Raw genomic sequence first — 24,604 nt, forward strand, 5'->3', positions numbered from 1 at the left:
TCGGTCGCCCGCCCGTTCCCGTTCCGCTGTGATCAGGCCGTGCAGAAGGACTTCCACGCCTGGATGCTCGGCTGGTCGAGCAGCCGGAAGTCGCCCTGGCTGACCGTCTGGTTGTAGTACGCCACGAACTCCGGCCGCTGACCGTTGAGGAAGCTGGTCATCGACCGGATCCAGGCCGCCCGGCCGGTGCCCCCGTCACCGGGAACCAGGTCGCTGCCGGTCTCCGCGACGCCCCACGGCTTGCCCAGCGCCTTCGACTTGCTGATCATGGGGCCGTAGATCTCCTGCGGCGAGGCGTACCGCTTCCACTTCTTGCCCCAGTTGTAGCAGTCCCAGCCGAGCGCCTCGATCACGTCGCCACCCGGGTAGAACGCGTCGAAGCTGCGCCCGGACTTCGAGTCGAGCGTCCAGCACATCAGGATCAGCGTGTTGATCAGCTTCGGGTTGCCCGTCCGGTCGGCCAGGCCGGCGATCCGCTTCCACGCCGTCCGGTACGCCGTCGTGCTGAAGGCGCCGCGCTCGACGTCGTCCTCCGGCTCGTGGAAGTACGACCAGTAGACGTTGTGCTCGCGCGGGATCGAGGAGAACCAGGAGGTCAGGCGGGAGTCGAACTTGCCGGTGTTCACCTCCTGCGGCGACGCCTTGAAGGACACCACGACGGTGCGGTCCACCACGTCGGCCCGGCTGCCGGACCACGCCGGCGGCAGGCCGGGGAAGAAGATCCGGGCCATCCGCAGCTTGCCGAAGGTCTGGTCGGACCGGGCCAGCGCCTGGCCGAACGTCTCCCCGCTCTGCACACCGATCGAGGCGCCGGGCAGCGTCAGTCGCGTACCGCTGAAGGCCGGCCCGGCGTCCGCGGAGGCCGACGGACGCGCCGAGGGCTTGCCGCCGAGACCCTGGTCGGCGCTCGGCGACGCACCCGGGGTGCCGGGCGTGCCGGGGCCCATCGAGGTGGCCGGCCCGACCGAGCCGGGCGTCCCGCCGGCCTGCCGTTCCGCCGCGTCGGGTCGCAGCGTGGCCACCGCGACCCCGCTGCCGGCCACGGCCAGGACCAGTGCCGCCGCGAGGGCGACCCGCCAGCGACGACGGGAGCCGCCGGACGACGGCACGGGGGCCGGGGCGAGCGGCGGCGCGGGCGGCCGGCCCGGCCCGCCGGTGGCCGGTCCGTGCGGAACGTCCACCGGGGGCGGTCCGGTCAGGGTGGCGGTCGCCGTGGTGCCCGCACCCCAGCCCGCCTCGCCCGCCGGGCCGCCCGGCCCGAAGTCGCCCGCCGGTCCCCGGCCGGGCTCGTCGTGCGGCGCCCAGCCGGTGTGGCCGTCCGCCGGACCGGACTGAGTGGCCCAGGCGTCGTCGTGCGGCTCACCCTGCGGCCAGGCGGCGTCGCCGTGGCCCGCGGGCCCGTGCTGCGGCCAGGGGCCGTCCTGCTGCGGCGCCCAGCCGTTCGTCGTGCCGGGAGCAGCGTCCCAGCCGGCCGGGTCGTGCCCGGGCCCGTCGTGGTGACCGGCGTCGGGCCGGTCACGCTCGGGCCAGGGCAGGTCACCGCCCGGCCGGGCCGGTGGCGGCGGTGGCGCGCTCTCGGCCTCCGGCCAGGGCAGCGAAGGGCCGCCCACCTGACGCGGAATGTCCTGACCCGGCCACAGGCCGGTCGGCTGCCCGAAGGCATTGTGCGGCTCTCGGTCGGCCGGCATGACCCTCCCTGGCTGTCGGCGGCCCGTGGTCGGGGCTCAGATCGCCACGCATACCTGCCCGACGATAACCCTCATCCACCTGGCCGTACGTACCGTGACACTCAGCCGAACGCCTCACCCTGGTCACCGGTGACGGTCGAAGCGGGCATCTCGACCCCGGTCCGGGCGATCGCGTCGAGCAACTGGTCGGCCAGTTCGGGCCGGCAGACCAGCAGATCGGGCAGCCGCGGGTCGGCCCGGTTGTAGCGCAGCGGCGAACCGTCGATCCGGGACGCGTGCATGCCCGCACCGAGCGCCACGGCGACCGGGGCGGCACTGTCCCACTCGTACTGACCGCCCGCGTGGACGTACGCGTCGACCTCGCCGGTCACCACCGCGCAGACCTTCACACCGGCCGAGCCCATCGGCACGGCGGTGGCGCCGAGCATCTCGACCAGCTCGCCCACGAACGCCGGCGGGCGGCTGCGGCTCACCGCGATCCGGATCGGCCCGTCGGACGCCTTCGGCTGCGGGCAGGTGGTGCCGAGCACGAGCGGCGTACCGTCCACCGTGGTCCGGGCCGGCATGCCCACCGCGCCGGCGACCAGGGCGCCGTCCGGGGCGGCGGAGCGCTGCCAGAGCGCCACGTGCACCGCCCAGTCGTCCCGCCCCTCCTCGGAGAACTCACGCGTGCCGTCCAGCGGGTCGATGATCCAGACCCGGTCCGCCTCGTGCCGGGGCGCGCGCTCGCCGTCCGCCCACGCGCGGCGCGAGTCGGCCTCCTCCTCGGAGAGCACCGCGTCGGCCGGCCGCAGCCGGGCCAGCGCCGCCGTCATCAGCTCGTGCGACGCGCGGTCGCCGGCGTCCTTGAGCGCCTTCGGGTCGGCGAAGCCCTGCCGGTCCCGCAGCGCGGTGAGCGCCCTGCCGGCCTCGGTCGCCAGCCACTGCGCGAACCGCTGGTCGTCGAGCCGTCCCGCCTCGTCCTCGGTCACGAGCCCCATCCCTTGTTCTCCCGGGTCTGCCGCGACCCGTCATCCTTCGGCGTCCGGTCGGACCGGCGCCAGCGTCCGTCGGATCGTAGACAGTCGCGAGGCGGTCTCGGATCCCCCGGAGGCACCGGTGGTCCGGCCGGCCGCCCGCATGTTGAACTTCGCGTGTATCGCGGTCGGACCCGCCGGGCCAGGCCCTAGGCTCTGCGCATGACCGCCGAGCAGCTGATCTCGTTCGCCCGTGGCGCGCCTTCGCTGGACATCGTCGATGTCGAGGGGCTCAAGGCCGCCGCCGTCCGCGCCTTCGACGCCGACCCCGCCGGGGTCACCGCGTACGGCACCTCCGTCGGCTACCCGCCCTTGCGGAAGTGGATCGCCGAGAAGCACGGTGTCGAGGCCGACCAGGTGCTGATCACCAACGGCTCGCTGCAGGCCGACGCGTTCCTCTTCGACCACCTGGTCCGCCGGGGCGACGCGGTGGTGGTCGAGCGTCCGACGTACGACCGCACGCTGCTCAACCTCAAGCAGATGGGCGGCGAGGTGCACGGCGTGACGATCCAGCCGGACGGCCTGGACACCGCCGAGCTGCGCAAGCTGCTGGAGTCCGGGGTACGGCCGCGGCTGGCGCACGTGATCCCCAACTACCAGAACCCGGCCGGCGTGACCCTCTCCCTGGAGAAGCGCCGTGAGCTGCTGGACCTTGCCGCCGAGTACGACTTCACGATCTTCGAGGACGACCCGTACGCGGACATCCGGTTCCGGGGCGAGCCGCTGCCCTCGATGCTGTCGATGGACACCCGGGGCGTGGTGGTGCACGCCTCCAGCTTCACCAAGACGGTCTGCCCGGGCGTACGGGTCGGCTACCTGGTCGGCCCGGCCGAGCTGATCGCGGCGATCGCCAAGCGGGCCACCAACCTCTACATCTCGCCCGGCATGGTGGCCCAGGCGATCGTGCACCAGTTCTGCGTCTCCGGCGCGATCGAGGAGTCGATCCGGACGGTCCGTTCGGCGCTCGGTGAGCGGTCGGCGGTGCTGGCCGAGTCGCTGCGCCGGCACATCCCGGAGGCCCGGTTCGTGGAGCCGGACGGCGGCTACTTCCTCTGGGTGGAGCTGCCCGAGGACGTCGAGGTCGACCGCCTCGCCCCGGCTGCCGCCGAGCGCGGCGTGGCGGTGGTGAAGGGCAGCGACTTCATGGTCGACGGCGGCCGGCACGCGCTGCGCCTGGCGTACTCGGCGGTCACAGCGGACCGGATCGACGAGGGTGTGCGGCGTCTCGCCGAGGCCATGGCCGCCGTTCGCGGCTGATTTTCTGTCGGGTTTCTGACAAAAAGGCCCCGCTGGCCGGTTCGGCACTCCCGCCGGACCGGCCGGCACCCCCACAATGCTGCGAGTGCCGCTCACCTTCTGCCGGTGACCAGCCCGCACGCCGGACGACCGGCCGGGCCGGCGGCACGCCCAGCATCACTCCCGCCCCCAAGGGGTGCCGGGTGGGCCGTGTCGCCCCTCACCCCCCTGACGCGGCCCGGCCCGCCCGGCGCCGCCGCGTGACGCCCGTCGCAACCGCCCGTCCCCCGCACCCGCGCCCGCGCTGCGCTTCCCGCCGGTCGGCGTAACCTGCAAGCCGCAGCTCTAGGGGAAGGGGGCGAGAGATGACGGACCGGGTGGCACGCGACCGAACCGCCGGCACCGACGGCAGCCGGGCACTGCGCCCCCGCGCCTGGTCGGCCCCGGTCCGCGCGATGTCCCGCATCCTCAACGCCGACGGCTCCCCGCGTACGGCCCAGCCGGCCGGCCCGGAGCGCAGCGGCATCGTCGACTGCGGGCTGTACGTCGACGGCGAGCGCCGCCCCGGCCACCCCCGGTACGCCGAGGCCCTGGCCGCCGCCCGGCAGGAGCGGGACGGCTTCGTCTGGCTCGGTCTGCACGAGCCGGACCTGGCCGAGATGACCGAGATCGCCGCCACCTTCGGCCTGCACGAGCTGGCCGTGGAGGACGCGGTCAAGGCCCAGCAGCGCCCGAAGCTGGAACACTTCGGCGAGATCGTCTTCCTGGTGCTGCGCACCGCCCGCTACTGCGAGCACGCCGAGCTGACCGAGAACTCCGAGGTGGTGGAGACCGGTCAGGTGATGCTCTTCATCGGGCCGCACTTCGTGATCAGCGTGCGGCACGGCGACGCCTGCCGGCTGGCGCCGGTGCGCGCCGACCTGGAGGCGAAGCGGGACCTGCTGCGGCACGGCCCGTGGGCGGTCGCGTACGCGATCACCGACCGCGTGGTGGACCTCTACCTGGAGGTGGCCGACCGGCTGGAGGACGACCTCGACGTGCTGGAGGCGGACGTCTTCGACCGGCAGAGCAGCGGGCGGATCCAGCGGATCTACCAGATGAAGCGGGAGCTGGTCGAGTTCAAGCGGGCGGTGGCGCCGTTGCAGCGCCCGCTGATGACGCTCACCTCGCAGGTCAACCGCGCGGTGCCGCAGGAGGTGCGGCGCTACTTCCGCGACGTGCAGGACCACCTCAGCCGCACGGTCGAGCAGGTGAACTCCTACGACGACCTGCTCAACTCGATCCTCCAGGCCCGGCTGGCCCAGGTCACCGTCGACCAGAACAACGACATGCGCAAGATCGCCGCCTGGGCCGCGATCGGTGCGGTGTGGACGGCGATCGCCGGCATCTACGGCATGAACTTCGACAACATGCCCGAGCTGAAATGGACGTACGGCTATCCGGGCGTCTGGGCGCTGATGCTCGCGGCGTCCTTCACGCTGTACCGCCTGTTCCGCCGCAACGGCTGGCTGTAGCCGCCCCGTACGCGCGGAAGCGCCGGCCACGCGGGGTGTCCCGCGTGCCGGCGCTGATCCGACGGTACGAGGTCAGCGGCGACCGCCGGCCTTCGCGGCGTTCTTGCCGGCCTGCACGGCCTTGGTGATGTCGTCGGCCGGGCGGCCGGAGGCGTCCCGGGCGCCCTCGGCGACGGAGGGGACCTGGTCGTTCGGGTGGATCACCGGCTGGCTGCCGGAGGTGGCGGTCGACGCGCTGCTGCCCTTGGCCACCGCCGAGGAACCGGCGCCGGTCGGGCCGGCCTGCGTCACCTTCGCGCTCGCGTCCGGGGTCTCCACCACGATCGTGTCCACGTCCTCCCGCATCGGCTCCAGCTTGTCGTGACCGGTCGTGCCGAGCGTGCCCGTCGCGCCGAGCGTGCCGGTCGGGTCGTACTCGGCCCACTCCTGCTGCTCGCGGCGACGGCGCATGGCCATCGCACCGGCCAGGCCGGCGACGGTGCCAGCCACCAGCAGGCCCGCGGTCATGCCCCGCGACCTGCGCTGCTTCTTCTTTCCGGCCTTCATGTTCTTCGCCTTCTTCGTCATCGCGGACTGCTTCGCGGCCATCACCTTGCGGCCACTCGACGCCTTGCCGGCGGCCTCGACCCGGGCGTTGCGCACGGCCAGCAGCACCGGCGCGAGCGCCGCGGCGGTCGACGCGAACCCGCTGGACGCGCGGTCCCGGACCAGGACCGCGGTGGGCGCGACGGCGACCCGGGCTGCCTGGACCCGCGGGCCGACAGTGGCGCCGGCCCCCTTCGCCGCGTGCGTGGCGGCCTGCCTCAGGTGACCGATGCCCTGGTTCAGCTCGACCCTCGCGAGCTGGCCCTGGGTCTTTCGCCGCCCGATTCCAAACACGGTCCCACCTCCTGGGAGTTGTTCCTTCGTCATCCTCCACCTTCGAATGCCTCCGCATGGCCAGATCGGGCACATGGGAGGATCCGCAAGGAACTGAACTACGAGTGAGGAGTACCCGTGGCCGAGGCTGTCTACGCCACCTTGCACACCAACGCCGGCCCGATCCGGCTGGAGCTCTTCCCGAACCACGCACCGAAGACCGTCCGCAACTTCGTGGAGCTGGCCGAGGGCACCCGGGAGTACATCGACCCGCGTACCGGTCAGCCGGGCAGCGGGCCGTACTACGACGGCACCGTCTCGCACCGCGTGATCAGCGGTTTCATGATTCAGATGGGCGACCCGACCGGCACCGGCCGCGGTGGCCCGGGCTACAAGTTCGCCGACGAGTTCCACCCCGAGCTGCGCTTCGACCGGCCGTACCTGCTGGCGATGGCGAACGCCGGGCCGGGCACCAACGGCTCGCAGTTCTTCATCACGGTGTCGCCCACGCCACACCTGAACAACCGGCACACCATCTTCGGCCAGGTGGCCGACGAGCAGTCCGCGAAGGTGGTCGACTCGATCGCCAACACCCCGACCGGCCCGAGCGACCGGCCGATCCAGGACGTGGTGATCGAGCGCGTCGAGATCGAGCACAAGCAGTCCTGAGCGGCACGCGGGTACCTTTGCTCGCATGACTGAGCGCTCCGGCCAGCCAGGCGACGCCACCGGGGGTCCGGTGCCGACCACTCCGGTCTGCTACCGGCACCCCGGCCGGGAGACTTACATCCGGTGCACCCGGTGCGACCGGCCGATCTGCACCGAGTGCATGCGGGACGCCTCCGTCGGCCACCAGTGCCCGGAGTGCGTCGCCGAGGGCCGCCGCAGCGTGCGGCCGGCGCGTACCGCCTTCGGTGGCGGTGCCGCCGGCCGCCAGGGCAACGTCACGAAGGCGCTGATCGCGCTGAACGTGGTGATGATGCTGCTGTCCATCCTCTCGGCCCGCAGCGGGACCGCCGTGGCCGGCGGTGGCCTGGGCGGCCTGATGGGCAACGGGACGCCGCTCACCGAGTGGGGGGCGGTGCTGGGCCTGGCGCGCTTCCCCGACGGGCACGTCGGCGGGGTGGCCGACGGCGAGTGGTACCGCCTGGTCACCGCCATGTTCCTGCACTACGGCGTGCTGCACCTGCTGCTGAACATGTGGGCGCTCTGGGTGCTCGGCCGGACGCTGGAGGCGGTGCTCGGGCCGCTGCGCTTCCTGGCGCTCTACCTGCTCGCCGGGCTGGGCGGCAACGTCGCCGCGTACGTCTTCACCGAGCCGAACCGGTTCACGGCCGGCGCCTCGACCGCCGTGTTCGGCCTGTTCGCCGCCGTCTTCGTGATCATGCGGCGGCTCGGCCGGGACACCTCGGCGATCGTGCCGATCCTGGTGATCAACCTGATCTTCACGTTCACCGTGCCGAGCATCTCGGTGGCCGGGCACCTCGGCGGTCTGGTGGCCGGCGCGCTGGTGGCGCTGGTCCTGGCGTACGCCCCACGGTCGCGGCGCACCCTGTTCCAGGTCGCGGGCTGCGTGATCGTGCTGGTCGCGCTGATCGGCCTGACGCTCGTCCGGTCCGCCGCGCTGCTCGGCTGAGCCTCAGCGCGCGGGGCGGACCTCGTCCAGTGCCGCGGCCACCTCGTCCAGCGGGGCGTCCAGGTCACGGCGGCCGAACAGGTGCAGCGACTCCCCGGCGTCGATCTCCAGCGTCTCGGCGGTGATCCCGCGCCGGCTGCGCCGGTCCAGGCGGATCGCCTCCACGGCGTCCCACGGCAGCCGGCGCCGCCCGGCGAATCCCCGCAGCACGGTGAGCCCGTCCGGGTCGACGGCGAGGCGGACCGGCGCGACCACGTCGCGCAGCGCCCAGGCGAGCAGACCGGCGGCGGCCAGTCCGGCGAGCGCCGGACGGACCGGGTCACCGCCGGCGAACACCAGCCCCAGGGCGACGAGCGCGAGCGCGCCCACCGCCTTGAGCACCGGCACCTCGCGCGGCACCCGCCACTGCCTGATCGGCGGCGACTGTGGATCCATCCGCCCAGCATGCCAGCCGCACCTGCCGGACGCCGGGGGAGGACGACCGGTCGGATCAGCACGTAGGATCGGGGCAAGCGAGGTTACCGGGGAGTAGACATGAGTGACGCGGTCATCGTCGGCGCGGTACGGACCCCGGTCGGGCGGCGCAAGGGCAGCCTCGCCGGAGTGCACCCGGTCGACCTCTCGGCGCACGTGCTGCGCGCGCTCGCCGAGCGCACCGGCATCGACCCGGGCCAGGTCGACGACGTCGTGTGGGGCTGTGTGTCGCAGGTCGGCGAGCAGTCCTGGAACGTGGCCCGCAACGCCGTGCTCGCCGCCGGCTGGCCGGAGTCGGTACCGGGCACCACGCTCGACCGCCAGTGCGGCTCCAGCCAGCAGGCGCTGCACTTCGCCGCCGCGACGGTCCTCTCCGGCCAGGCCGACCTGGTCGTGGCCGGTGGCGTCGAGTCGATGACCCGGGTGCCGATGGGTTCCAGCGTCGCCGGTGGCATGCCGTTCAGCGCGGCGATCCTGGAGCGCTACCGCGGCGTCGAGGGCGTCGCGGAGGACTCCCCGTTGCCGTTCAACCAGGGCGTCGGGGCCGAGCTGATCGCGCAGCGGTGGCGCTTCTCGCGTACCCAGCTCGACGAGTTCGCGCTCGCCAGCCACGAGAAGGCCGCCGCCGCGCAGGACGCGGGCGCGTTCGAGGCCGAGCTGGCGCCGGTGGCGCTCGCCGACGGCGGCAAGTTCTCCGCCGACGAGGGCATCCGCCGCGACACCTCGCTGGCGAAGCTGGGCGAGCTGGCTACCCCGTTCCGCGCCGACGGCGTGGTCACCGCCGGGTCCGCGTCGCAGATCTCCGACGGCGCCGCCGCGCTCGCGGTCACCACCGCCGAGTGGGCCAGCCGGCACGGCCTGCGCCCGCTGGCCCGGGTGCACACCGCCGTGGTCGCCGCCGACGACCCGGTCACCATGCTCACCGCGCCGATCCCGGCCACCGCGAAGGCGCTGCGCCGCGCGGGGCTGGGCATCGAGGAGATCGGGGTGTACGAGGTGAACGAGGCGTTCGCCCCGGTGCCGCTGGCGTGGCTGGCCGAGACCGAGGCGGACCCGGAGCGGCTCAACCCCCGGGGCGGGGCGATCGCGCTCGGTCACCCGCTCGGCGGCTCCGGCGCGCGGATCATGACCACGATGCTCCAGCACATGCGGGACAACGGCATCCGCTACGGCCTCCAGACCATGTGCGAGGGCGGCGGCATGGCCAACGCCACGATCGTCGAGCTGCTCTGATCCGACCGGCCGCCGGTGTCGCACCGCTGGTGCGACTTGCACGTGTGGAAGTTCCAGAAATCGGGCGTGACCCATATCACCCCTGGTCATCGGCTCGTTGGACCGGGCATGGACGTGTTCTCGCGAACGTTCCTTCCGGCCGCCGCCGAGACCGGCCTGGCGACCCAGACCGTCACCCGGCACATGCCGGTGTTCCGCCGATGCGTCGGCTCCGGCGACGCGACCATCCTGGTCACCCGGTGCAGCCGCCCGGATGACCCGGTGGGCGGCGACTACCTGATGCTCCTCACCCACCGGCGGCTGGTGGTCACCCGGCAGACCCGGGTGCTGCACCGGCTGCGCCTGCACCTCAACACCGAACTGCGCGAGCTGAGCAACGTGACGTGGAGCCCCGACGCCCGCGCGCACAGCGTGGAGCTGGCGGCCACCGCGATCGACGGGGTACGCGAGCGTTTCGTCCTGCGTACCCACCACCCGAAGCAGGTGTGGCAGCTCGACGCGCTGCTCAACCACGCCTTCCGGACCCGCCTGCGTACGCCCGCCGAGCGGGTGGTGGCGACCATCGGCGAGTCGCCGGCGGGCGCCCGGCCGACGGTGCTGCGGCCCGCCCCGGCCCGCTGACGTCCTCCTTACCTGATCCGAACATTCCCTGACCGGCCGGGCGGTCGCGGGTCGGTCATCATGAGCCGGTGACCACCGCCGCCCCGCCCGGGCTCGTCCTCGTGGTGGAGGACGAGCCGGCCATCGCCGACCTGGTCCGGCTCTACCTGACCCGGGACGGGTTCGGCGTACACCTGGAACGTGACGGCGAGGCCGGGCTGGCCGCCGCGCGGCGCCTGCGCCCGGTGGCCTGCGTGCTCGACATCGCGCTGCCCGGCCTGGCCGGCACCGAGATCTGCCGCCGCCTGCGCGCGGCGGGTGACTGGACGCCTGTCATCTTCCTCACCGCCCGCGACGACGAGGTGGACCGCGTCGTCGGGCTGGAACTGGGCGCTGACGACTACGTCACCAAGCCGTTCAGCCCGCGCGAACTGCTCGCCCGGCTGCGGGCGGTGCTGCGCCGCACCGCCGGCGTGCCCGCCGAGCAGCCCCGCACGCTCGGCGCCGTCACACTCGACCCGGCCCGGCGGACCGTGACGGCCGGCGGTACGCCGGTGCAGCTCACCTCCACCGAGTTCGACCTGCTCGCGCACCTGATGGCGCGTCCCGGCCGGGTGTTCACCAGGGAGGAGCTGCTGGCGGGCGTGTGGGGGTACGCGGCGCACGCCGGCACCCGGACCGTCGACGTGCACGTGGCGCAGGTGCGGGCCAAGCTCGGCCCGGACAGCGTGATCCGCACCCATCGGGGCGTCGGGTACGCCGCCGATGCCTGAGCAGCCCACAGTGCCGATGCCGCCCACAGTGCCGATGCCGCCCACCGTGGCGATGCCGCCCACCGTGGCGATGCCGCCCACCGGTCCGGCCCGCAGCGGCCGCCGCCCCGGGCGGACGCTCACCGCGCGCGCCGTGCTCGCCACCTGCGCGGTGGCGCTGGTGTCGGTGCTCGTCACCGCGCTCGTCGCGGTGCCCCTCGCGGTACGCGGCGCGGAACGCCGGGACCAGGAGGCGCTCGCCGCCCAGGCCCGGCTCGCCGCCGACGTGCTCCGGGTGCGGCCGGTACGCCAGCGCGACGGCGCCGGGGACCGGCTCATCCGGCAACTGCGCCAGCAGCAGATCGACGTGTACGTGATCCGGGACGGCCGGGCCGACCGGCCGGGCCTGCCCCGGCCGCTGGTGACGCGGGTGGCCGGCGGCGAGAACGTCTCCGGCCGTCGGCTCGTCGAGGGGCAACGCCGGCTGGTCGAGGCGCGGTCGCTGCCCGGCGGGGACGGGGTGGTGCTGACCCGGGCCCGGAGCGCCGCGCCCTGGCGGCAGGTGTTGCGCGGACTCTGGCTGCCGCTGCTCGCCGGACTCGCCGCCGGGGCGGCCGCCGGACTGCTGCTCGCCCGCCGGCTGGCCCGGCCGATCCGTACCGCCGCCACCGCCGCCGCCCGGCTGCGCGCCGGGGACCGGGCGGTCCGGGTGCCGGTCGAGCCGCCCGACGAGGTGGCTGACCTGGCGCATGCGCTCAACGGCCTGGCCGCCGCGCTCGCCACGAGCGAGGGGCGGCAGCGCGAGTTCCTGCTCTCCGTCTCGCACGAGTTGCGGACCCCGCTGACCGCCATCCGCGGCTACGCCGAGGCGCTGGCCGACGGCGTGATCGAGGCCGACGCCGTGCCGGCGACCGGCCGGACCGTGCTCGCCGAGGCCGAACACCTGGACCGGCTGGTCCGCGACCTGCTGGCGCTGGCCCGGTTGGAGGCGGTCGACTTCCCCCTGGAACCGGTGCCGGTCGACCTGGCCGGGCTCGCCGCCGACGCGGAGCGCGCCTGGTCCGGCCGGTGCGCGGCGCTCGGGGTGCCGTTCCGGCTGGAGACGCCGGGTGTGCCGGTGCCGGCGTACACCGATCCGGGCCGGATCCGGCAGGTGGTGGACGGGCTGCTGGAGAACGCGCTGCGGGTCGTGCCTCCGGGGGCGCCGGTCGTGCTCGCGGTCCGCACGGACGGTCCGGCGGGCGGCGGGGTGCTGGAGGTCCGCGACGGCGGACCCGGCTTCACCGACGACGACCTGCGGGTGGCGTTCGAGCGGGGCGCGCTGCACGAGCGGTACCGGGGGGTGCGCAAGGTGGGCAGCGGGCTGGGCCTGGCGCTCGCCGCCGGGCTGGTCCGCCGGCTCGGCGGGGACATCGCCGCGGGGCACGCCCTGGAGGGCGGAGCCGCCTTCACCGTCCGGGTGCCGGCGGATCCTTACGCGGCTCGAACATCGGCTTGACCGTCCCCTCGCGTCGGTGCGGAACGCTCGGGTCGTCACCGCGAGGAGAGGACCACAGATGAGACGTCAGCGAATCGTCACCGGCGCCACCGCACTGCTCGCCGCCGCGGCGCTCGGGCTCGCCGGGTGCGGCGTGAGCCGCCCCGGCGCGGCGCCGGACGACGCGGTCGAGGTGAGCGCCGCCCTGGGCGTGGACGGCCAGGCGCTCGCCGCGCTCGGCGTCGACGCCGACGAACTGGACGTGGATCCGGTCGCCGCCCCGGCACCCTCCGGCACGCCGCAGGCCGGGCCGGACGGCAAGGGCGAGCGGGCGAAGGACGGGCACAAGCGGCACCGCGCCCGGGTGCTGCTGCGGCGCAACACGCTGCACGGCGAGGCGGTGGTGCGGACCAGGGACGGCGGTACGAAGACCGTCGCGGTCCAGCGCGGCGAGGTGACCGCGATCGACGGCAGGTCGATGACTGTGAAGTCCACCGACGGCTTCACCGCGACGTGGACGTTCGGCGAGAAACTGCGGGTGGTCGAGCGGCGGACCACGATTCGATCGACCGACATCAAGATCGGTACGACGGTCGGGGTGGCCGGCGCGAAGGACGGCGACAAGAGCGTGGCCCGGCTCGTGGTGGTGCCACTTCGCCAGGAATAGGGTGCCTGGGCTGTCGTGACCTGAGCAATGTGCCAGGCTACGCTATGCCCCGACCTGCCATCGCCTCCGTGGAGATTCCGTGAAGCTCTCGATCCTCATGCCGGTCTACAACGAGGAAGAACGTATCGCGGATGCCCTCAAGCAGGCATTGGCAGTCGACTACCCCTGCGAGATCGAGCTCGTCGTCGTGGACGACGGCAGCCGGGACGGCACCGGTGAGATCCTCGGCCGCGTGGACGACGCCCGACTGCGGGTGATCACCCACCAGCGCAACGCCGGTAAGGGCGCGGCCATCAAGACGGCTGTCGACAGTGCCGAGGGCGAGTACATGGTCATCCTCGACGCCGACCTGGAGTACGACCCGCAGGACATCCCGCGCCTGCTGGAGCCGGTGCTCGACGGCCGGGCGACTGTCGTCTACGGCAATCGGACCTTCGGGAGCCACAGCTCGTACAGCTTCTGGTACGTGATGGGCAACAAGGGCGTCACGCTCGCCGCGAACGTGCTCTACAACTCCTACATCGGCGACCTGGAGACCTGCTTCAAGCTGATGCCGCTGGAGCTGTACCGCTCGCTCCAGGTCCGCTCCCGGGGCTTCGGCATGGAGGCGGAGGTCACCGGCAAGCTGCTGCGCCGCCGCATCCGCCCGTACGAGGTGCCGATCAGCTACCGCGCCCGGGGCCGCGAGGAGGGCAAGAAGATCACCTGGAAGGACGGCGTCGAGGCGATCTGGATCCTGGCCCGCGAGCGCGCCCGCCGCCGCCCGGCCGGTCCCGCCACCGCGCACTGAGCGTGAATCGACGGAACCCCGCGACCCCGGCACGAACCGAGGTCGCGGGGTTCCGCCGTGTCCGGCCCGCTCAGGCGAGGAACGCGTCGACCGAGCGGCGCAGCCCGGCGGCGTCCAGGCCGTGCCAGCGTTCGTGGTCCTCGGCGCTGCCGTAGCGGCGCAGGTCCTTGCGGCCCACCCCGAGCGCGAGCAGCCGGTGCGGCCGGTCGGCCACCGCCTCCGACACCACCCGCGCCGACGTGCCCGCCAGATACGGCTCGACCAGGATCACCTCGGTCCCGGCGAGCGTCCGCAGCCCGGCCGTGTCGAACGGTCGCGGCCGGTGGGTGTAGGCCACAGTGACCGGCCGGTCGGCCGTCGCCGCCACCGCCGCGTCCAGCACCGGACCGACCGCGACGAGCAGCGGAGCGCCCGGCCCGGCGTCGCGCACCACGTGCAGGTCACCCGCCTGCGGGTACGCCTGCACGTTGGTCCGGACGGACAACCGCAGGTACGCCGAGTCCTGCCCGCACACCACGTCGCGCAGCAGCGGCCGGACCTCGTCCGGGTGCCCCGGCACGTGCACTGTCCAGCCGTCCAGCGTGTCCAGCAGTGCCACGTCCGCCGGCCCGAGGTGGGTGCGTCCCGCCGCCGCCCGGTCGTACGAGCCGCCGATGCCGACGAGCACCGCGCCGACGTCCTGGTGGTCGAGGTCCAGCTTGATCTGCTCGTACGCCCGCTCGACCAGGAACGGGGCGTAGCTGTGCACGACCGGCCGCTGCCCGGTCAGCGCCAGCCCACCGGCCACCCCGATCATCAACTGTTCCCGGATGCCCACGTTGATCACCCGGTCCGGGTACCGGGCGGCGGCCGGCTCGAACGCGGCGGCGGAGATGTCGGCGAGCACGACTGTCGTCCGCGGATCGGCGAGCACCTCCTCGGTGCTGGTGACGAACGCGTCCCGCATGGTGCTGGTCATGCTCACTCCCCGTCCGTGACGACCGCGACGACGACGTGCGGCCGGTGATCGTCGTGCCCGGTGAGGGCGGCGTGCAGGGCGTCGTGGTCGCGCCCGTCGACTGTGGCGGCGCTCCACCCGTTCACCGTGAACCGGCTCGCCGCGCCGCCCGGCCAGCCGTATGTGGCCGAGCGGTTGTCCAGCACGATCGCTGTCAGGTTGCCCAGCCCGGTCGCGCCCGCGTACGCGATCGCCTCGTGGTTGGAGCCCTCGTCCAGTTCGGCGTCGCCGAGCAGCACGTACACCCGGGGGCCGGTGCGGCCCTGGGCCCGCAGCCCGAGCGCGGTGCCCACGCCCAGCCCGAGCCCGTGGCCCAGTGAACCGGAACCGATCTCCACCCCCGGCACGAGCGTCCGGTCCGGGTGGTCGCCGAGCCGGCTCGCCGGGCCGCCCTGGTCGTCCAGCCACTCGGCCGGCAGGAAGCCGCGGGCGGCGAGCAGCGCGTAGTACCCGGCGACCGCGTGGCCCTTGGAGAGCAGGAAGCGGTCCCGGTCCGGGTCGTCCAGGGTGGCCGGGGTGATCCGGAGCACCCGGTCGTAGAGCACCTGGAGCACGTCGAGCGTCGAGTACACGTTGGCGCCGAACTCGCGGCCGGCGCGTACCCGGTCCAGGAGCGCGCCCAGGTCGGTGGCGGTGGTCGTCGTCATACCGATAGCCTCGGACTTGAAGCGAACTTCAACTCAAGGCCGTGTGATGCACGAAGCAACACTGACCATCGGGCAGCTCGCCGACCGCAGTGGTGTCGCCCCTTCGGCGCTGCGCTACTACGAGCGGCTCGGCCTGATCCACGCCGCCCGCACCGGCGGGAACCAGCGCCGCTACGCCCGTACCGAGCTGCGCCGGGTCGCGTTCATCCGGATCTCCCAGCAGGTGGGTGTGTCGCTGGAGGAGATCCGGGCGGCGCTCGACTCGCTGCCGTCGGGGCGTACCCCCACGCCCGACGACTGGGCCGCGCTGTCCCGCGCCTGGCGGGACCGGCTGGACGAGCGGATCCGGCTGCTCGGCAAGCTCCGCGACGACCTGGACGGCTGCATCGGCTGCGGCTGCCTGTCCTTGCAGCGCTGCACGCTCTACAACCCGGAGGACTCGCTCGCCGCCGAAGGCCCCGGCCCGCGCCTCATGCTCCCCCGTCCCGGCCAGGGCTGACCCCTACCGGACCAGCAGCACCTTGCCCAGGTGGTCGTTGGTCTCCACCAGGCGGTGCGCGGCGGCGGCGTCGGCCATGTCCACCCGGGCGTGCACGACGGGCCGGATCCGGCCCGCCTCCACCAGGGGCCACACCTGCTCGCGTACGCCCCGGACGATCGCCGCCTTCCCCTCCACCGGGCGGGACCGCAGCGCGGTCGCGTGCACCGCCGCCCGCTTCGCCAGCAGCATCCCCAGGTCGAGTTCGCCCTTGCGCCCGCCCTGCATGCCGATCACCACGAGCCGCCCGCCGGTCGCCAGCGCCGCCACGTTCCGGGGCAGGTAGGACGCGCCCATGATGTCCAGGATCACGTCGGCGCCCCGGCCGTCGGTGACCCGGCGTACCTCGTCGACGAAGTCCTGCTCGCGGTAGTCGATCGTGTGCGCGGCGCCCAGCTCACGCAGCCGGTCGTGCTTGGCCGGGCGCGCGGTCACCACCACAGTCGCGCCGAGCGCCACGCCGAGCTGGATCGCGAACGTGCCGATCCCGCTGCCGCCGCCGTGCACCAGCAGCGTGTCCCCCTCGGTCAGCCGGGCCAGGTCCACCACGTTCGACCAGACCGTGCACGCCACCTCCGGCAGCGCAGCCGCGTCGACCAGGTCCACTCCGGCCGGCACCGGCAGCAACTGCCCGGCCGGCACCGCGACCTGCTCGGCGTAGCCGCCGCCGGCGAGCAGCGCGCAGACCTCCTGGCCCACCGACCAGCCGGTCACGCCGGGACCGAGCGCACGCACCGTCCCCGAACACTCCAGACCGGGGTACGCGGACGCGCCCGGCGGCGGCGGGTAGTGCCCCTGCCGCTGCAACAGGTCGGCCCGGTTCACAGCGCTCGCCCGCACCTCCACGATCACCTCGCCGGGACCGGGCTCCGGATCCGGCACGTGGGTCCAGACGAGCGCCTCGGGTCCGCCGGGTTCGCTGATCGTGATCGCGCGCATGACTCAGTCTTACCCGATCTGCCCGTCGGTCCACGCGCGGGCGAGGATCTCCGTCACCGTCTCCTCCGGGGTCTGGCCGGAGGTGTCCAGCCAGAGCCTGATCCGGGGTGTCGGCGCGGAACCCGGCGTCGGGTCCGCCACCGGCCAGTCGCCGTACCCCTTCTTCGACCGGTCCCGCTCGCGGGCGGCGACCACCTCGGGGCGCGGCGCGAGCACCACCACGGCCAGCGGCCGGTGCCGGATCCGGCCGATCATGGCCGGCAGGTCCGCTGACGATCATGCGGCGGAACACGTCGCCGCGCAGGTGCACCGCACGGGGCAGCCGCCGCGCCAGCCATTCGGCCACTGTGGACCTGCCGGCTGCCATGATTCCGCTGATCAGCACCACTGCCGGGCTCTCCCGCACGCACACATTCGCGCAAGGGAGGTGGGACGGCGGCTTGCCCGGTACGGGGTTCGTGGCAGACTGGTCCCCGGTCGCGCACCCCTCGGGGGCGTGCCGGGAGGGTTCGCCTAGTGGCCGATGGCGCTGGTCTTGAAAACCGGTAAGGCAGCGATGTCTTCGTGGGTTCGAATCCCACACCCTCCGCCCACTCCCACCTCGCCGTCGGCCGGCCGCGCGTGCGGACGCATCGGCGTGTCGCCCCGGAAGTAACCATCGCCTATGCGGCTCATGCCATTGGGTCATAAATATGACCGAGAGGCATAAGGGCCTCGGGTGTTCTCTTCTCCGGCGGCCCGGCGGCCCGGCGGCCCGGCGGCCCGGCGGCCCGGCGGCCCGGCGGCCCGGCGGCCCGGCGGCCCGGGCGGTCGTAGGGTGCGGGGTGCGGGGTGCGGCGACGACGGGAGGCCGGGATGGCGGAGACGACGACGGTGGCCGGGGTGACGGCCGAGCTGGCCGCGCTCGACGATCCGAAGATCCGTGCGGTGAACGAGCGCCACGGTGACGATCACGGGGTCAACCTGGGCAAGCTGCGGGCGGTCGCGAAGCGGCTGAAGACGCAGCAGGAGCTGGCCCGCGAGCTGTGGGCGACCGGCGACAGCGCGGCCCGGCTGCTCGCGATGCTGATCTGCCGGCCGAAGGCGTACGGGCGGGACGAGCTGGACGCCATGCTGCGCGAGGCGCGTACGCCGAAGGTGCACGACTGGCTCGTGAACTACGTGGTGAAGAAGAGCCCGCACGCCGAGCCACTGCGCCTGGCCTGGTCGGCCGACAGGGATCCGGTGGTGGCGAGCGCCGGCTGGGCGCTGACCACCGAGCGGGTGGCGCGGAATCCGGACGGGCTGGACCTGGCCGGCCTGCTCGACGTGATCGAGGCGGAGATGGCGGGCGCGCCGGAGCGCCTCCAGTGGGCGATGAACCACTGCCTGGCGCAGATCGGGATCGAGCACCCTGCGTACCGGGACCGCGCGATCGGGATCGGCGAGCGGCTCGGGGTGCTCAAGGACTATCCGACGCCGCCGGGATGCACGTCGCCGTACGCGCCGGTCTGGATCAACGAGATGGTGCGCCGACAGCACGGTGGCGCGGACAACGGGGTATGAAGGGGCGCAGGACATTCGCGTACCCGGAAGGACCGTTTCGATGACCCTGGAACGACCGATCGCCCCGGACCCGTACGAGCTGCTGCCGACGGTGCCGTCGTTCGACCTGACCAGCGACGACGTGCACAACGGCGAGCCGATGGACGCGCGGTACGCGCACGGCAGCACCGGCGGCGAGAACGTCTCACCCCAGCTGTCCTGGTCGGGCTTCCCGGCCGAGACCAAGAGCTTCGTGGTCACGTGCTTCGACCCGGACGCCCCGACCGGCAGCGGCTTCTGGCACTGGGTGCTGGTGAACGTGCCGGTCTCCGTCACCGAGCTGCCCACCGGCGTGCGTGAGGCCGATCTGGGTGGCGCGTTCAGCGTCCGCAACGACTACGGCGACACCGGCTACGGCGGTGCGGCGCCGCCGGCCGGGGACCGCCCGCACCGGTACGTGTTCGCGGTGCACGCGGTGGACGTGGACCGCCTCGACATTCCGGCCGGGGCCAGCCCGGCCTTCGTCGGCTTCAACCTGGCCTTCCACACCCTGGCCCGGGCGGTCATCCGCCCGACGTACCAGATCAAGGAGTGAGGTGTAAGGAAGGGCCCCTTGTTAACAGACGTCTGTTAACAAGGGGCCCTTCCTTACACGCGGGCGACGGCGAAGACGGACTGGCCGAACGGCGGCCGGACGCGCTGCTCGGCGGCCTTGGTGACTGGTAGCACGAGGGTGTCGTAGACCTTCACCATCGGGCCCTCCTTCGGCATCAGCCGGAAGACCTTGGTGGCCATGAAGTAGCCGATCAGGCCGAGCGCGTTGGCGTAGTGGATCCGCTCGACGGTGAGGCCCGCCTCGGTCATCGCCGCGGCGAGCGTCTTCTTCGTGTAGCGACGGACGTGGCCGGTGGCGATGTCGGCGGGGCTCATGGCGAACTGGAACGCCGGCACGATGATGACCACGGCGCCGCCGGGGCGGACCAGGTCCCGCATGCTGCGCAGCGCGCCCACGTGGTCGTCGATGTGCTCCAGCACGTTGTAGGAGACGGCCGCGCTGTAGTCGCCGCGCTCGTGGTGCGGGAGCAGCATCTGCCGGACCTCGACGCCCGGGTGGTCGGACAGCCGCTCCTTGAGCTGGATCAGCCGGTCCGGGTCGGCCTCGGTGGCGGTGATCCGGGGTGCGTACGCGGCCCAGGCGGAGGCGTAGTCGCCGAGGCCGCTGCCGATCTCGATCGGGTTGTCACCGAGGTAGGGCACCGCCAGCTCGACGAACCACTGCCGGTGGTTGACAGCCGTCGCCAGGCCTTCGAGCACCTCGGACTGGACGCGCTGATCCCCAGTGATTTCTGCCATGCGTCGATTCCTCACGATATGACTGACCCGCGCCTGGACCGTCAGAGTCAACCATCTGGATGGCTGAGGGGGAAATCGGGGGACGGAGGGGGGCCGAATTGTGATCCGGAGGGGTGCCTGTTCGGCGGTCGGCGAACCTGGCACATAGTACGTGATTCCCCGGAACATTGCACGTGCCCGTCATACCCTGACTACGCTCTGAAATGTCATGACTACTCCGGAAAGCGGCGCGAGCGTGGCCAAATCGGGGCAGGGTAGGCGGACCGACGCGCTCGCCGTGCTCAGCTTCGTGCTGCTCGCGTTCTGGGTCACCGCCCGGCTCTGGGTCGATCCGCGCAATGGCGTCCGGGACAATCGGACAGATCAGGCGCAATTCGAATGGATGATGGCGCATGGTGCTCGCGTCGTCACTGACTTCGCCTATCCGTTCACCTCGGACCGGATGAATGTGCCGGATGTCGTCAATCTCATGGCTAATACGTCCGTATTATCCGTTTCATTGCCGCTGACCCCGATAACGCTCTGGGCAGGCCCGCGCTGGTCCTTTCTGATTTTCCTCACTCTCGGGCTCGCCGCCACCGGCGTGTCCTGGTATTTCCTGCTCTCCCGAGTTGTCGTGAAGTCCCGCGGTCCGGCCTGGCTGGGTGCCGCCTTCTGCGCGTTCGCGCCGGCGATGATCTCGCACGCCAACTCGCACCCCAACATCGTCAGCCAGTACGTGGTGCCGCTGATCATCTGGCGGACGCTGCGCCTGGCCGAACCCGGCCGGTGGCTGCGCAACGGCGTCCTGCTCGGCCTGGTGATCGTCTGGCAGGCGTTCCTCAACCTGGAGATCCTGCTGATGACCGCCATCGGGCTCGGCGTGGTGGTGCTCGCGCTGGCGCTCGGCCGTCCCGCGCTGCGCTCGGCGGCCCGCCCGTTCGCCGCCGGGCTCGGGGTCGCCGCGACGGTCGCCGGGGCGCTGCTCGCGTACCCGCTCTGGGTGCAGTTCTTCGGCCCCGGCGCGTACAGCGGGCTCTCCACGCTGATCCGGGGCTACTCCACCGACCTCGCCGCGTACGTGGCCTGGTCGCGGGAGTCGGTGGCGGGCGACGCCCGGGGCAGCGAACCGCTCGTGAAGAACTCCACCGAGGAGAACGCGTTCTTCGGCTGGCCGCTGGTGATCCTGGTGATCGCGCTGGTCTGGTGGCTGCGCCGCAACGCCGTGGTGCTCGGGCTGGCAGCGGTCGGGCTTGTGTTCGCGCTCTTCTCGCTCGGCCGGGAGATCCGCTACGACGGGCGGGACACCGGCGTCCCCGGCCCCTGGGCCGCGCTGGAGAACCTGCCGGTCCTGCACTCGGTGGTGCCCACCCGCTGGTCGCTCGCGCTCACCCCGATCATCGGCGTGCTGCTCGCGTTCGGTGCCGACCGGGCCCGGCGGCTCGCCGTACGGCACCCGGACGCGCGCGACCAGATCCGGTTCGCCACCGTCACAGTGCTCGCCATGGCGCTGCTGCCGATCCTGCCCACCCCGCTGCCCGCGAAGCGCCTCGACCCGACTCCGACGTTCGTCACCTCCGGCGCATGGCGTCCCTACGTCGCCGGCGGGCGGAGCATCGTCACGCTGCCGCTGCCCGACACCACGTACGCGGTCCCGCTGCGCTGGTCCGCCGAGACCCGGCTGGACATGCCGCTGGCCCGCGGCTACTTCCTCTATCCGGACACCCGCCCAGGCGGGGACCGGATCGCCCTCTTCACCGCGCCGCCGCGTCCCACCAGCACGTTCTTCGAGACGGTACGGCGCACCGACGCGGTCCCGCCGATCACGCCGCAGGACCGGGTGGCCGCCGTGGACGACCTGCGCTACTGGCGGGCCGGCGCGGTGATCCTCGACCCCCGGCTGCCGCAGGCCGACGCGCTGCGCCGGGCGATGACGGAGCTGAGCGGGATCACGCCGAGGCGTACCGGCGGGGTGTGGTTGTGGGACGTCCGGCCGCTGGTCGAGTGAGCGGTCAGCCCTGGCGGACGCAGCAGCCCTGGCACACCTTGGGCCGGGGCAGCGTGAACGCCAGGCAGCAGGTGCGCCGCTGCACAGTCGGCTCGCCGGCCGGGCCGGGCACCAGTTCGACCAGGTCGCTCAGGTCGAGCGCGTCGAGCAGCGTGCCGACGGCCGCCGTGGCCGAGCCGGGCAGCGCGTCCGACGCGCGCAGGATGCCGTGGGCGATGCCGGAGGCCACCGAGCCGAGCAGCGTACGGGTGCCGATCCGGACCTCGCCCTGGATGGCGCCGATCAGCGGGGCGAAGTGGGCGTCGAGCAGGGACGCGCGCAGCGCGCCGAGCAGCGCCGCCTCGTCCGTCACCACCAGTACGCCCGGAGCGCCGGCGAGGGCCAGCGGGTCGCTCGGCAGCACCGCCACCGGGGTGGAGGCACGCAGTCCCAAGGTGAGGAGCTGGTGGTGGTCCTCGAAGTGCACGAGCACGTCGGCCGGGTCGAGCAGCGGCACCCGGCGGGCGGACGCCCAGCCGAGCACCGCGGGTAGCGCGGTCCAGTAGCTGTAGGACTTCCAGGCCAGCGCGGCGCACGCGTGCGGGGTGCCGCCCCAGCGGCGGCCGGCGGCGGTCAGGAACTCGGACAGCAGAGTGCCGTCGATCAGCCGGGTGGCCGGGGACCAGCGGTCCAGCTCGTCGTGGACCAGCAGGCCGGGTGCGAGCCCGGGCAGGTCGTCGGTGCCGAACATGGCGCGCAGGGTCGCTGTCACAGGGGCGAGCGGGGTGGCGGCGTCGCGCCCCGGCATCACCGCAGTCACCTGGCCGTCCCCTGTCCTGTCGCCCTGCGGTCGGCGCGTGCCGTCGACCCAAGCTAAGGCTAGCCTAACCACCCTCCCGGCGGGAGGGGAAGTGGTGCCGCGGTATCGCGGGGAGGTCCCCGTCACTCCGCGGCCGTCGCGTACTACCCGGCCTCGGAGACGGAAAACGCCGCCGGAGAACCGGCGGCAGACGGCGTAAGGATCGACGTACGCCGCTGAAAAGTCAAGGTGAGTGTCGAATACGAGGCAGTTTCCGTACACGTTCGGCCACTCAACGTGAAAATGGTCTTCCCGCGTACGAGGAAGCTGATGACGACCTCACCGATCGAGCGTGCCGCGGACTCGTTCGCGGCCGAACTCGCCCGGCACCGGACCGGCCGAGGGCTGTCCAAGAAGCAACTGGCCACGATGATGGGCTTCGACCCGTCCTACGTCAGTCACGTCGAAGGGCGCCGGCACCGGCCCACCGAGGACTTCGCCCGCCGGGCCGAGGCCGTCCTGGAGGCCAGCGGCGCGATCTGGCAGCGCTTCCGGGAGTACGACGAGCTGCGGCACGGCCGGACCGGCACCGCGCACCGCGACCCACCCGTGCCCGGCCAGTGGCTGCCCCCGGGGACCGGCCTCGTGGTGGAACGGGAGATGGCCACGCTCACCCACACCGGGGACGGCTACCACTGCGCGATCCGGCGGGAGCTGTACAACGCGGGCACCGAACCGGTCACCCGCTACCTGGTCCGGGTCGCCGTCGACCGCTACCCCAACGACCCGGGCCGCTCCAACCGGCACCACCGGGAACACCCGCTGACCTTCGCCGAGCTGCAGCTCACCGCGTACCGGGACGACGGCAACGGACGCGAGCCGATGCACTGGCGGGCCAAGCACGACCGGGACGCGTTCAAGGAGATCTGGCTGCTGTTCGAGAACGACGAGGGACGCTTCCCGCTCTACCCCGGCGACCGGGTCACCATCGAGTACGCGTACCGCGTCGGCCGGGACAAGTGGGGCCCCTGGTTCCAACGGGCCGTACGCCTGCCCACCCGGCACCTGGCGGTGCGGCTCGACCTGCCCGCGGACCTCGACCCGAAGGTGTGGGGTGCGGAGACCTCGCTGTCGGCGGAGGAGGGGCCGCTGCGTACCCCGATCCAGCGTTCGGCGGACGGCGGCCGGGTGGTCTTCGACTGGGGGACCGACGACCCGCCGCTGAACGCCCGCTACCGGATGCAGTGGCGGTTCCGCAGCCCCGAGCCGGACGCCGAACCGGACAGCGCGCCCACCGGCGGCGCCCGGGTACGGGCCAGCGACCGGATGCGGGCGGTGGGCATCGTGCAGCGCGGCGACGACCTGCTGCGGCAGCGGGCCCGCCAGTTCGACCTGCCGGCCGACGAGCAGCACGCCCGGCAGGTGATCGACCGGCTCGCCGCGATGCTGGTCCGCCTGGACGAGCTGCACCCGTTCAGCAAGGGCGTCGGCCTCGCCGCGCCCCAGCTCGGCATCGGCTGGTCCGCGGCGCTCGTGCGCCCGGCCGACCGGGCGGCCGACCCGGTGGTGCTGCTCAACCCCCGGGTGGTGGACGCCGCCACCGAGACCGACGAGCAGTACGAGGGCTGCCTGTCCTTCTTCGACCACCGCGGCCTGGTGCCCCGGCCGCTGCGCATCGACGTTGAGCACGCCCTGTGGGACGGCAGCCGGGTGATCACGTCCTACGAGTACGCGATGGCGCGGCTGGTCGCACACGAGATCGACCACCTGGAGGGGCGGCTCTACGTCGACCGGATGGCACCCGGCGTGCCGCTCGTGCCTGTGGAGGAGTACCGCGAGACCGGCACCCCCTGGCGTTACTGAGAAACGGGGGGCCGGGTCGCGTGCCCCAGGGGGCGGG

Annotated in this window: 25 protein-coding genes and 1 tRNA gene; 16 read left to right on the forward strand and 10 right to left on the reverse strand. The window is 73.1% G+C overall.

Annotated elements, in window-relative coordinates; all coding sequences use genetic code 11:
* Window positions 1-32: 32 nt before the first annotated feature.
* Together BFV98_RS20055 and BFV98_RS20060 are read right to left on the reverse strand one after the other, a co-directional pair.
* On the reverse strand, window positions 33-1,688 hold the full coding sequence (locus BFV98_RS20055) for a hypothetical protein (protein ID WP_071097404.1): 1,656 nt from the start codon (window positions 1,686-1,688) through the stop codon (window positions 33-35).
* Between the two features lie 101 nt (window positions 1,689-1,789).
* Entirely contained in the window at window positions 1,790-2,668 is an 879-nt protein-coding gene (locus tag BFV98_RS20060) for a 3'(2'),5'-bisphosphate nucleotidase CysQ (protein ID WP_013289264.1), read from the reverse strand.
* Window positions 2,669-2,866: 198 nt separating this feature from the next.
* On the opposite strand from BFV98_RS20060, the gene BFV98_RS20065 reads away from it, so the two are divergent.
* Both BFV98_RS20065 and corA read left to right on the forward strand, forming a co-directional pair.
* Window positions 2,867-3,961 (forward strand): PLP-dependent aminotransferase family protein, encoded by a 1,095-nt coding sequence (locus BFV98_RS20065; protein WP_013289263.1) that lies wholly within the window; start codon window positions 2,867-2,869, stop codon window positions 3,959-3,961.
* Window positions 3,962-4,305: 344 nt separating this feature from the next.
* The gene (gene corA / locus BFV98_RS20070; protein ID WP_013289262.1) at window positions 4,306-5,454 is read left to right on the forward strand and encodes a magnesium/cobalt transporter CorA; all 1,149 of its coding nucleotides are present in this window, start codon (window positions 4,306-4,308) and stop codon (window positions 5,452-5,454) included.
* A 72-nt stretch (window positions 5,455-5,526) separates the two neighbouring features.
* Here the strand turns inward: corA and BFV98_RS20075 are convergent, their stop codons facing one another.
* Window positions 5,527-6,366 (reverse strand): hypothetical protein, encoded by an 840-nt coding sequence (locus BFV98_RS20075; protein ID WP_013289261.1) that lies wholly within the window; start codon window positions 6,364-6,366, stop codon window positions 5,527-5,529.
* Window positions 6,367-6,450: 84 nt separating this feature from the next.
* Between BFV98_RS20075 and BFV98_RS20080 the strand changes: the two genes are divergently transcribed.
* Window positions 6,451-6,981 carry a peptidylprolyl isomerase gene (locus tag BFV98_RS20080; RefSeq protein WP_013289260.1) on the forward strand — a complete coding sequence of 177 codons (531 nt, stop codon included), beginning with the start codon at window positions 6,451-6,453 and terminating at the stop codon, window positions 6,979-6,981.
* Between the two features lie 25 nt (window positions 6,982-7,006).
* Window positions 7,007-7,948, forward strand: coding sequence for a rhomboid family intramembrane serine protease (locus tag BFV98_RS20085; protein WP_049794858.1), 942 nt, complete (start codon window positions 7,007-7,009; stop codon window positions 7,946-7,948).
* A 3-nt stretch (window positions 7,949-7,951) separates the two neighbouring features.
* Here BFV98_RS20085 and BFV98_RS20090 read toward each other — a convergent pair whose 3' ends face one another.
* Entirely contained in the window at window positions 7,952-8,383 is a 432-nt protein-coding gene (locus tag BFV98_RS20090) for a PH domain-containing protein (protein ID WP_049794857.1), read from the reverse strand.
* A 99-nt stretch (window positions 8,384-8,482) separates the two neighbouring features.
* Here BFV98_RS20090 and BFV98_RS20095 point away from each other — a divergent pair, with 99 nt between their 5' ends.
* From BFV98_RS20095 to BFV98_RS20120, 6 genes are all read left to right on the forward strand, one after another.
* Window positions 8,483-9,655, forward strand: a complete 1,173-nt coding sequence (locus BFV98_RS20095) for an acetyl-CoA C-acyltransferase (protein ID WP_013289257.1) — start codon at window positions 8,483-8,485, stop codon at window positions 9,653-9,655.
* A gap of 108 nt (window positions 9,656-9,763) precedes the next feature.
* Window positions 9,764-10,276, forward strand: a complete 513-nt coding sequence (locus BFV98_RS20100) for a hypothetical protein (RefSeq protein ID WP_013289256.1) — start codon at window positions 9,764-9,766, stop codon at window positions 10,274-10,276.
* A gap of 68 nt (window positions 10,277-10,344) precedes the next feature.
* Window positions 10,345-11,028 carry a response regulator transcription factor gene (locus BFV98_RS20105; RefSeq protein WP_013289255.1) on the forward strand — a complete coding sequence of 228 codons (684 nt, stop codon included), beginning with the start codon at window positions 10,345-10,347 and terminating at the stop codon, window positions 11,026-11,028.
* A 34-nt stretch (window positions 11,029-11,062) separates the two neighbouring features.
* Window positions 11,063-12,505, forward strand: a complete 1,443-nt coding sequence (locus tag BFV98_RS20110) for a sensor histidine kinase (RefSeq protein WP_369830086.1) — start codon at window positions 11,063-11,065, stop codon at window positions 12,503-12,505.
* Window positions 12,506-12,563: 58 nt separating this feature from the next.
* A complete protein-coding gene (locus BFV98_RS20115) occupies window positions 12,564-13,151 on the forward strand; it encodes a hypothetical protein (RefSeq protein ID WP_013289253.1) in 588 nt (195 codons plus the stop codon).
* Window positions 13,152-13,230: 79 nt separating this feature from the next.
* Complete coding sequence (locus BFV98_RS20120; protein ID WP_013289252.1) at window positions 13,231-13,941, forward strand: glycosyltransferase family 2 protein; 711 nt, start codon at window positions 13,231-13,233, stop codon at window positions 13,939-13,941.
* 70 nt (window positions 13,942-14,011) lie between these two features.
* Here the strand turns inward: BFV98_RS20120 and BFV98_RS20125 are convergent, their stop codons facing one another.
* Both BFV98_RS20125 and BFV98_RS20130 read right to left on the reverse strand, forming a co-directional pair.
* Window positions 14,012-14,887, reverse strand: a complete 876-nt coding sequence (locus BFV98_RS20125; protein WP_071098948.1) for a transketolase family protein — start codon at window positions 14,885-14,887, stop codon at window positions 14,012-14,014.
* Window positions 14,888-14,901: 14 nt separating this feature from the next.
* Window positions 14,902-15,585 (reverse strand): transketolase, encoded by a 684-nt coding sequence (locus BFV98_RS20130; RefSeq protein WP_071097408.1) that lies wholly within the window; start codon window positions 15,583-15,585, stop codon window positions 14,902-14,904.
* Window positions 15,586-15,631: 46 nt separating this feature from the next.
* On the opposite strand from BFV98_RS20130, the gene soxR reads away from it, so the two are divergent.
* Window positions 15,632-16,084, forward strand: coding sequence for a redox-sensitive transcriptional activator SoxR (soxR, locus tag BFV98_RS20135; RefSeq protein WP_013289249.1), 453 nt, complete (start codon window positions 15,632-15,634; stop codon window positions 16,082-16,084).
* Between the two features lie 3 nt (window positions 16,085-16,087).
* On the opposite strand, the gene BFV98_RS20140 is transcribed toward soxR, so the two are convergent.
* Together BFV98_RS20140 and BFV98_RS20145 are read right to left on the reverse strand one after the other, a co-directional pair.
* Entirely contained in the window at window positions 16,088-17,062 is a 975-nt protein-coding gene (locus tag BFV98_RS20140; RefSeq protein ID WP_030272633.1) for an NAD(P)H-quinone oxidoreductase, read from the reverse strand.
* Between the two features lie 9 nt (window positions 17,063-17,071).
* On the reverse strand, window positions 17,072-17,317 hold the full coding sequence (locus BFV98_RS20145; RefSeq protein ID WP_218128566.1) for a hypothetical protein: 246 nt from the start codon (window positions 17,315-17,317) through the stop codon (window positions 17,072-17,074).
* A 247-nt stretch (window positions 17,318-17,564) separates the two neighbouring features.
* Between BFV98_RS20145 and BFV98_RS20150 the strand changes: the two genes are divergently transcribed.
* The 3 genes from BFV98_RS20150 (at window position 17,565) to BFV98_RS20160 (ending at window position 19,181) form a co-directional block, all read left to right on the forward strand.
* Window positions 17,565-17,651: transfer RNA gene (locus tag BFV98_RS20150), tRNA-Ser, on the forward strand.
* A gap of 266 nt (window positions 17,652-17,917) precedes the next feature.
* Entirely contained in the window at window positions 17,918-18,607 is a 690-nt protein-coding gene (locus tag BFV98_RS20155; protein ID WP_071097409.1) for a DNA alkylation repair protein, read from the forward strand.
* A 40-nt stretch (window positions 18,608-18,647) separates the two neighbouring features.
* A complete protein-coding gene (locus BFV98_RS20160) occupies window positions 18,648-19,181 on the forward strand; it encodes a YbhB/YbcL family Raf kinase inhibitor-like protein (RefSeq protein ID WP_013477456.1) in 534 nt (177 codons plus the stop codon).
* Between the two features lie 53 nt (window positions 19,182-19,234).
* Here BFV98_RS20160 and BFV98_RS20165 read toward each other — a convergent pair whose 3' ends face one another.
* The gene (locus BFV98_RS20165; RefSeq protein ID WP_013289245.1) at window positions 19,235-19,939 is read right to left on the reverse strand and encodes a class I SAM-dependent methyltransferase; all 705 of its coding nucleotides are present in this window, start codon (window positions 19,937-19,939) and stop codon (window positions 19,235-19,237) included.
* A 208-nt stretch (window positions 19,940-20,147) separates the two neighbouring features.
* Between BFV98_RS20165 and BFV98_RS20170 the strand changes: the two genes are divergently transcribed.
* Entirely contained in the window at window positions 20,148-21,926 is a 1,779-nt protein-coding gene (locus BFV98_RS20170; RefSeq protein ID WP_071097411.1) for a hypothetical protein, read from the forward strand.
* Window positions 21,927-21,930: 4 nt separating this feature from the next.
* Here the strand turns inward: BFV98_RS20170 and BFV98_RS20175 are convergent, their stop codons facing one another.
* Complete coding sequence (locus BFV98_RS20175; RefSeq protein WP_030272627.1) at window positions 21,931-22,713, reverse strand: hypothetical protein; 783 nt, start codon at window positions 22,711-22,713, stop codon at window positions 21,931-21,933.
* 321 nt (window positions 22,714-23,034) lie between these two features.
* Between BFV98_RS20175 and BFV98_RS20180 the strand changes: the two genes are divergently transcribed.
* On the forward strand, window positions 23,035-24,567 hold the full coding sequence (locus tag BFV98_RS20180; RefSeq protein WP_013289242.1) for a peptide deformylase: 1,533 nt from the start codon (window positions 23,035-23,037) through the stop codon (window positions 24,565-24,567).
* Window positions 24,568-24,604: the final 37 nt, after the last annotated feature.

This window comes from Micromonospora sp. WMMB235 (assembly GCF_001855515.1).
In the GTDB taxonomy this organism is placed as follows: Bacteria; Actinomycetota; Actinomycetes; order Mycobacteriales; family Micromonosporaceae; genus Micromonospora; species Micromonospora aurantiaca.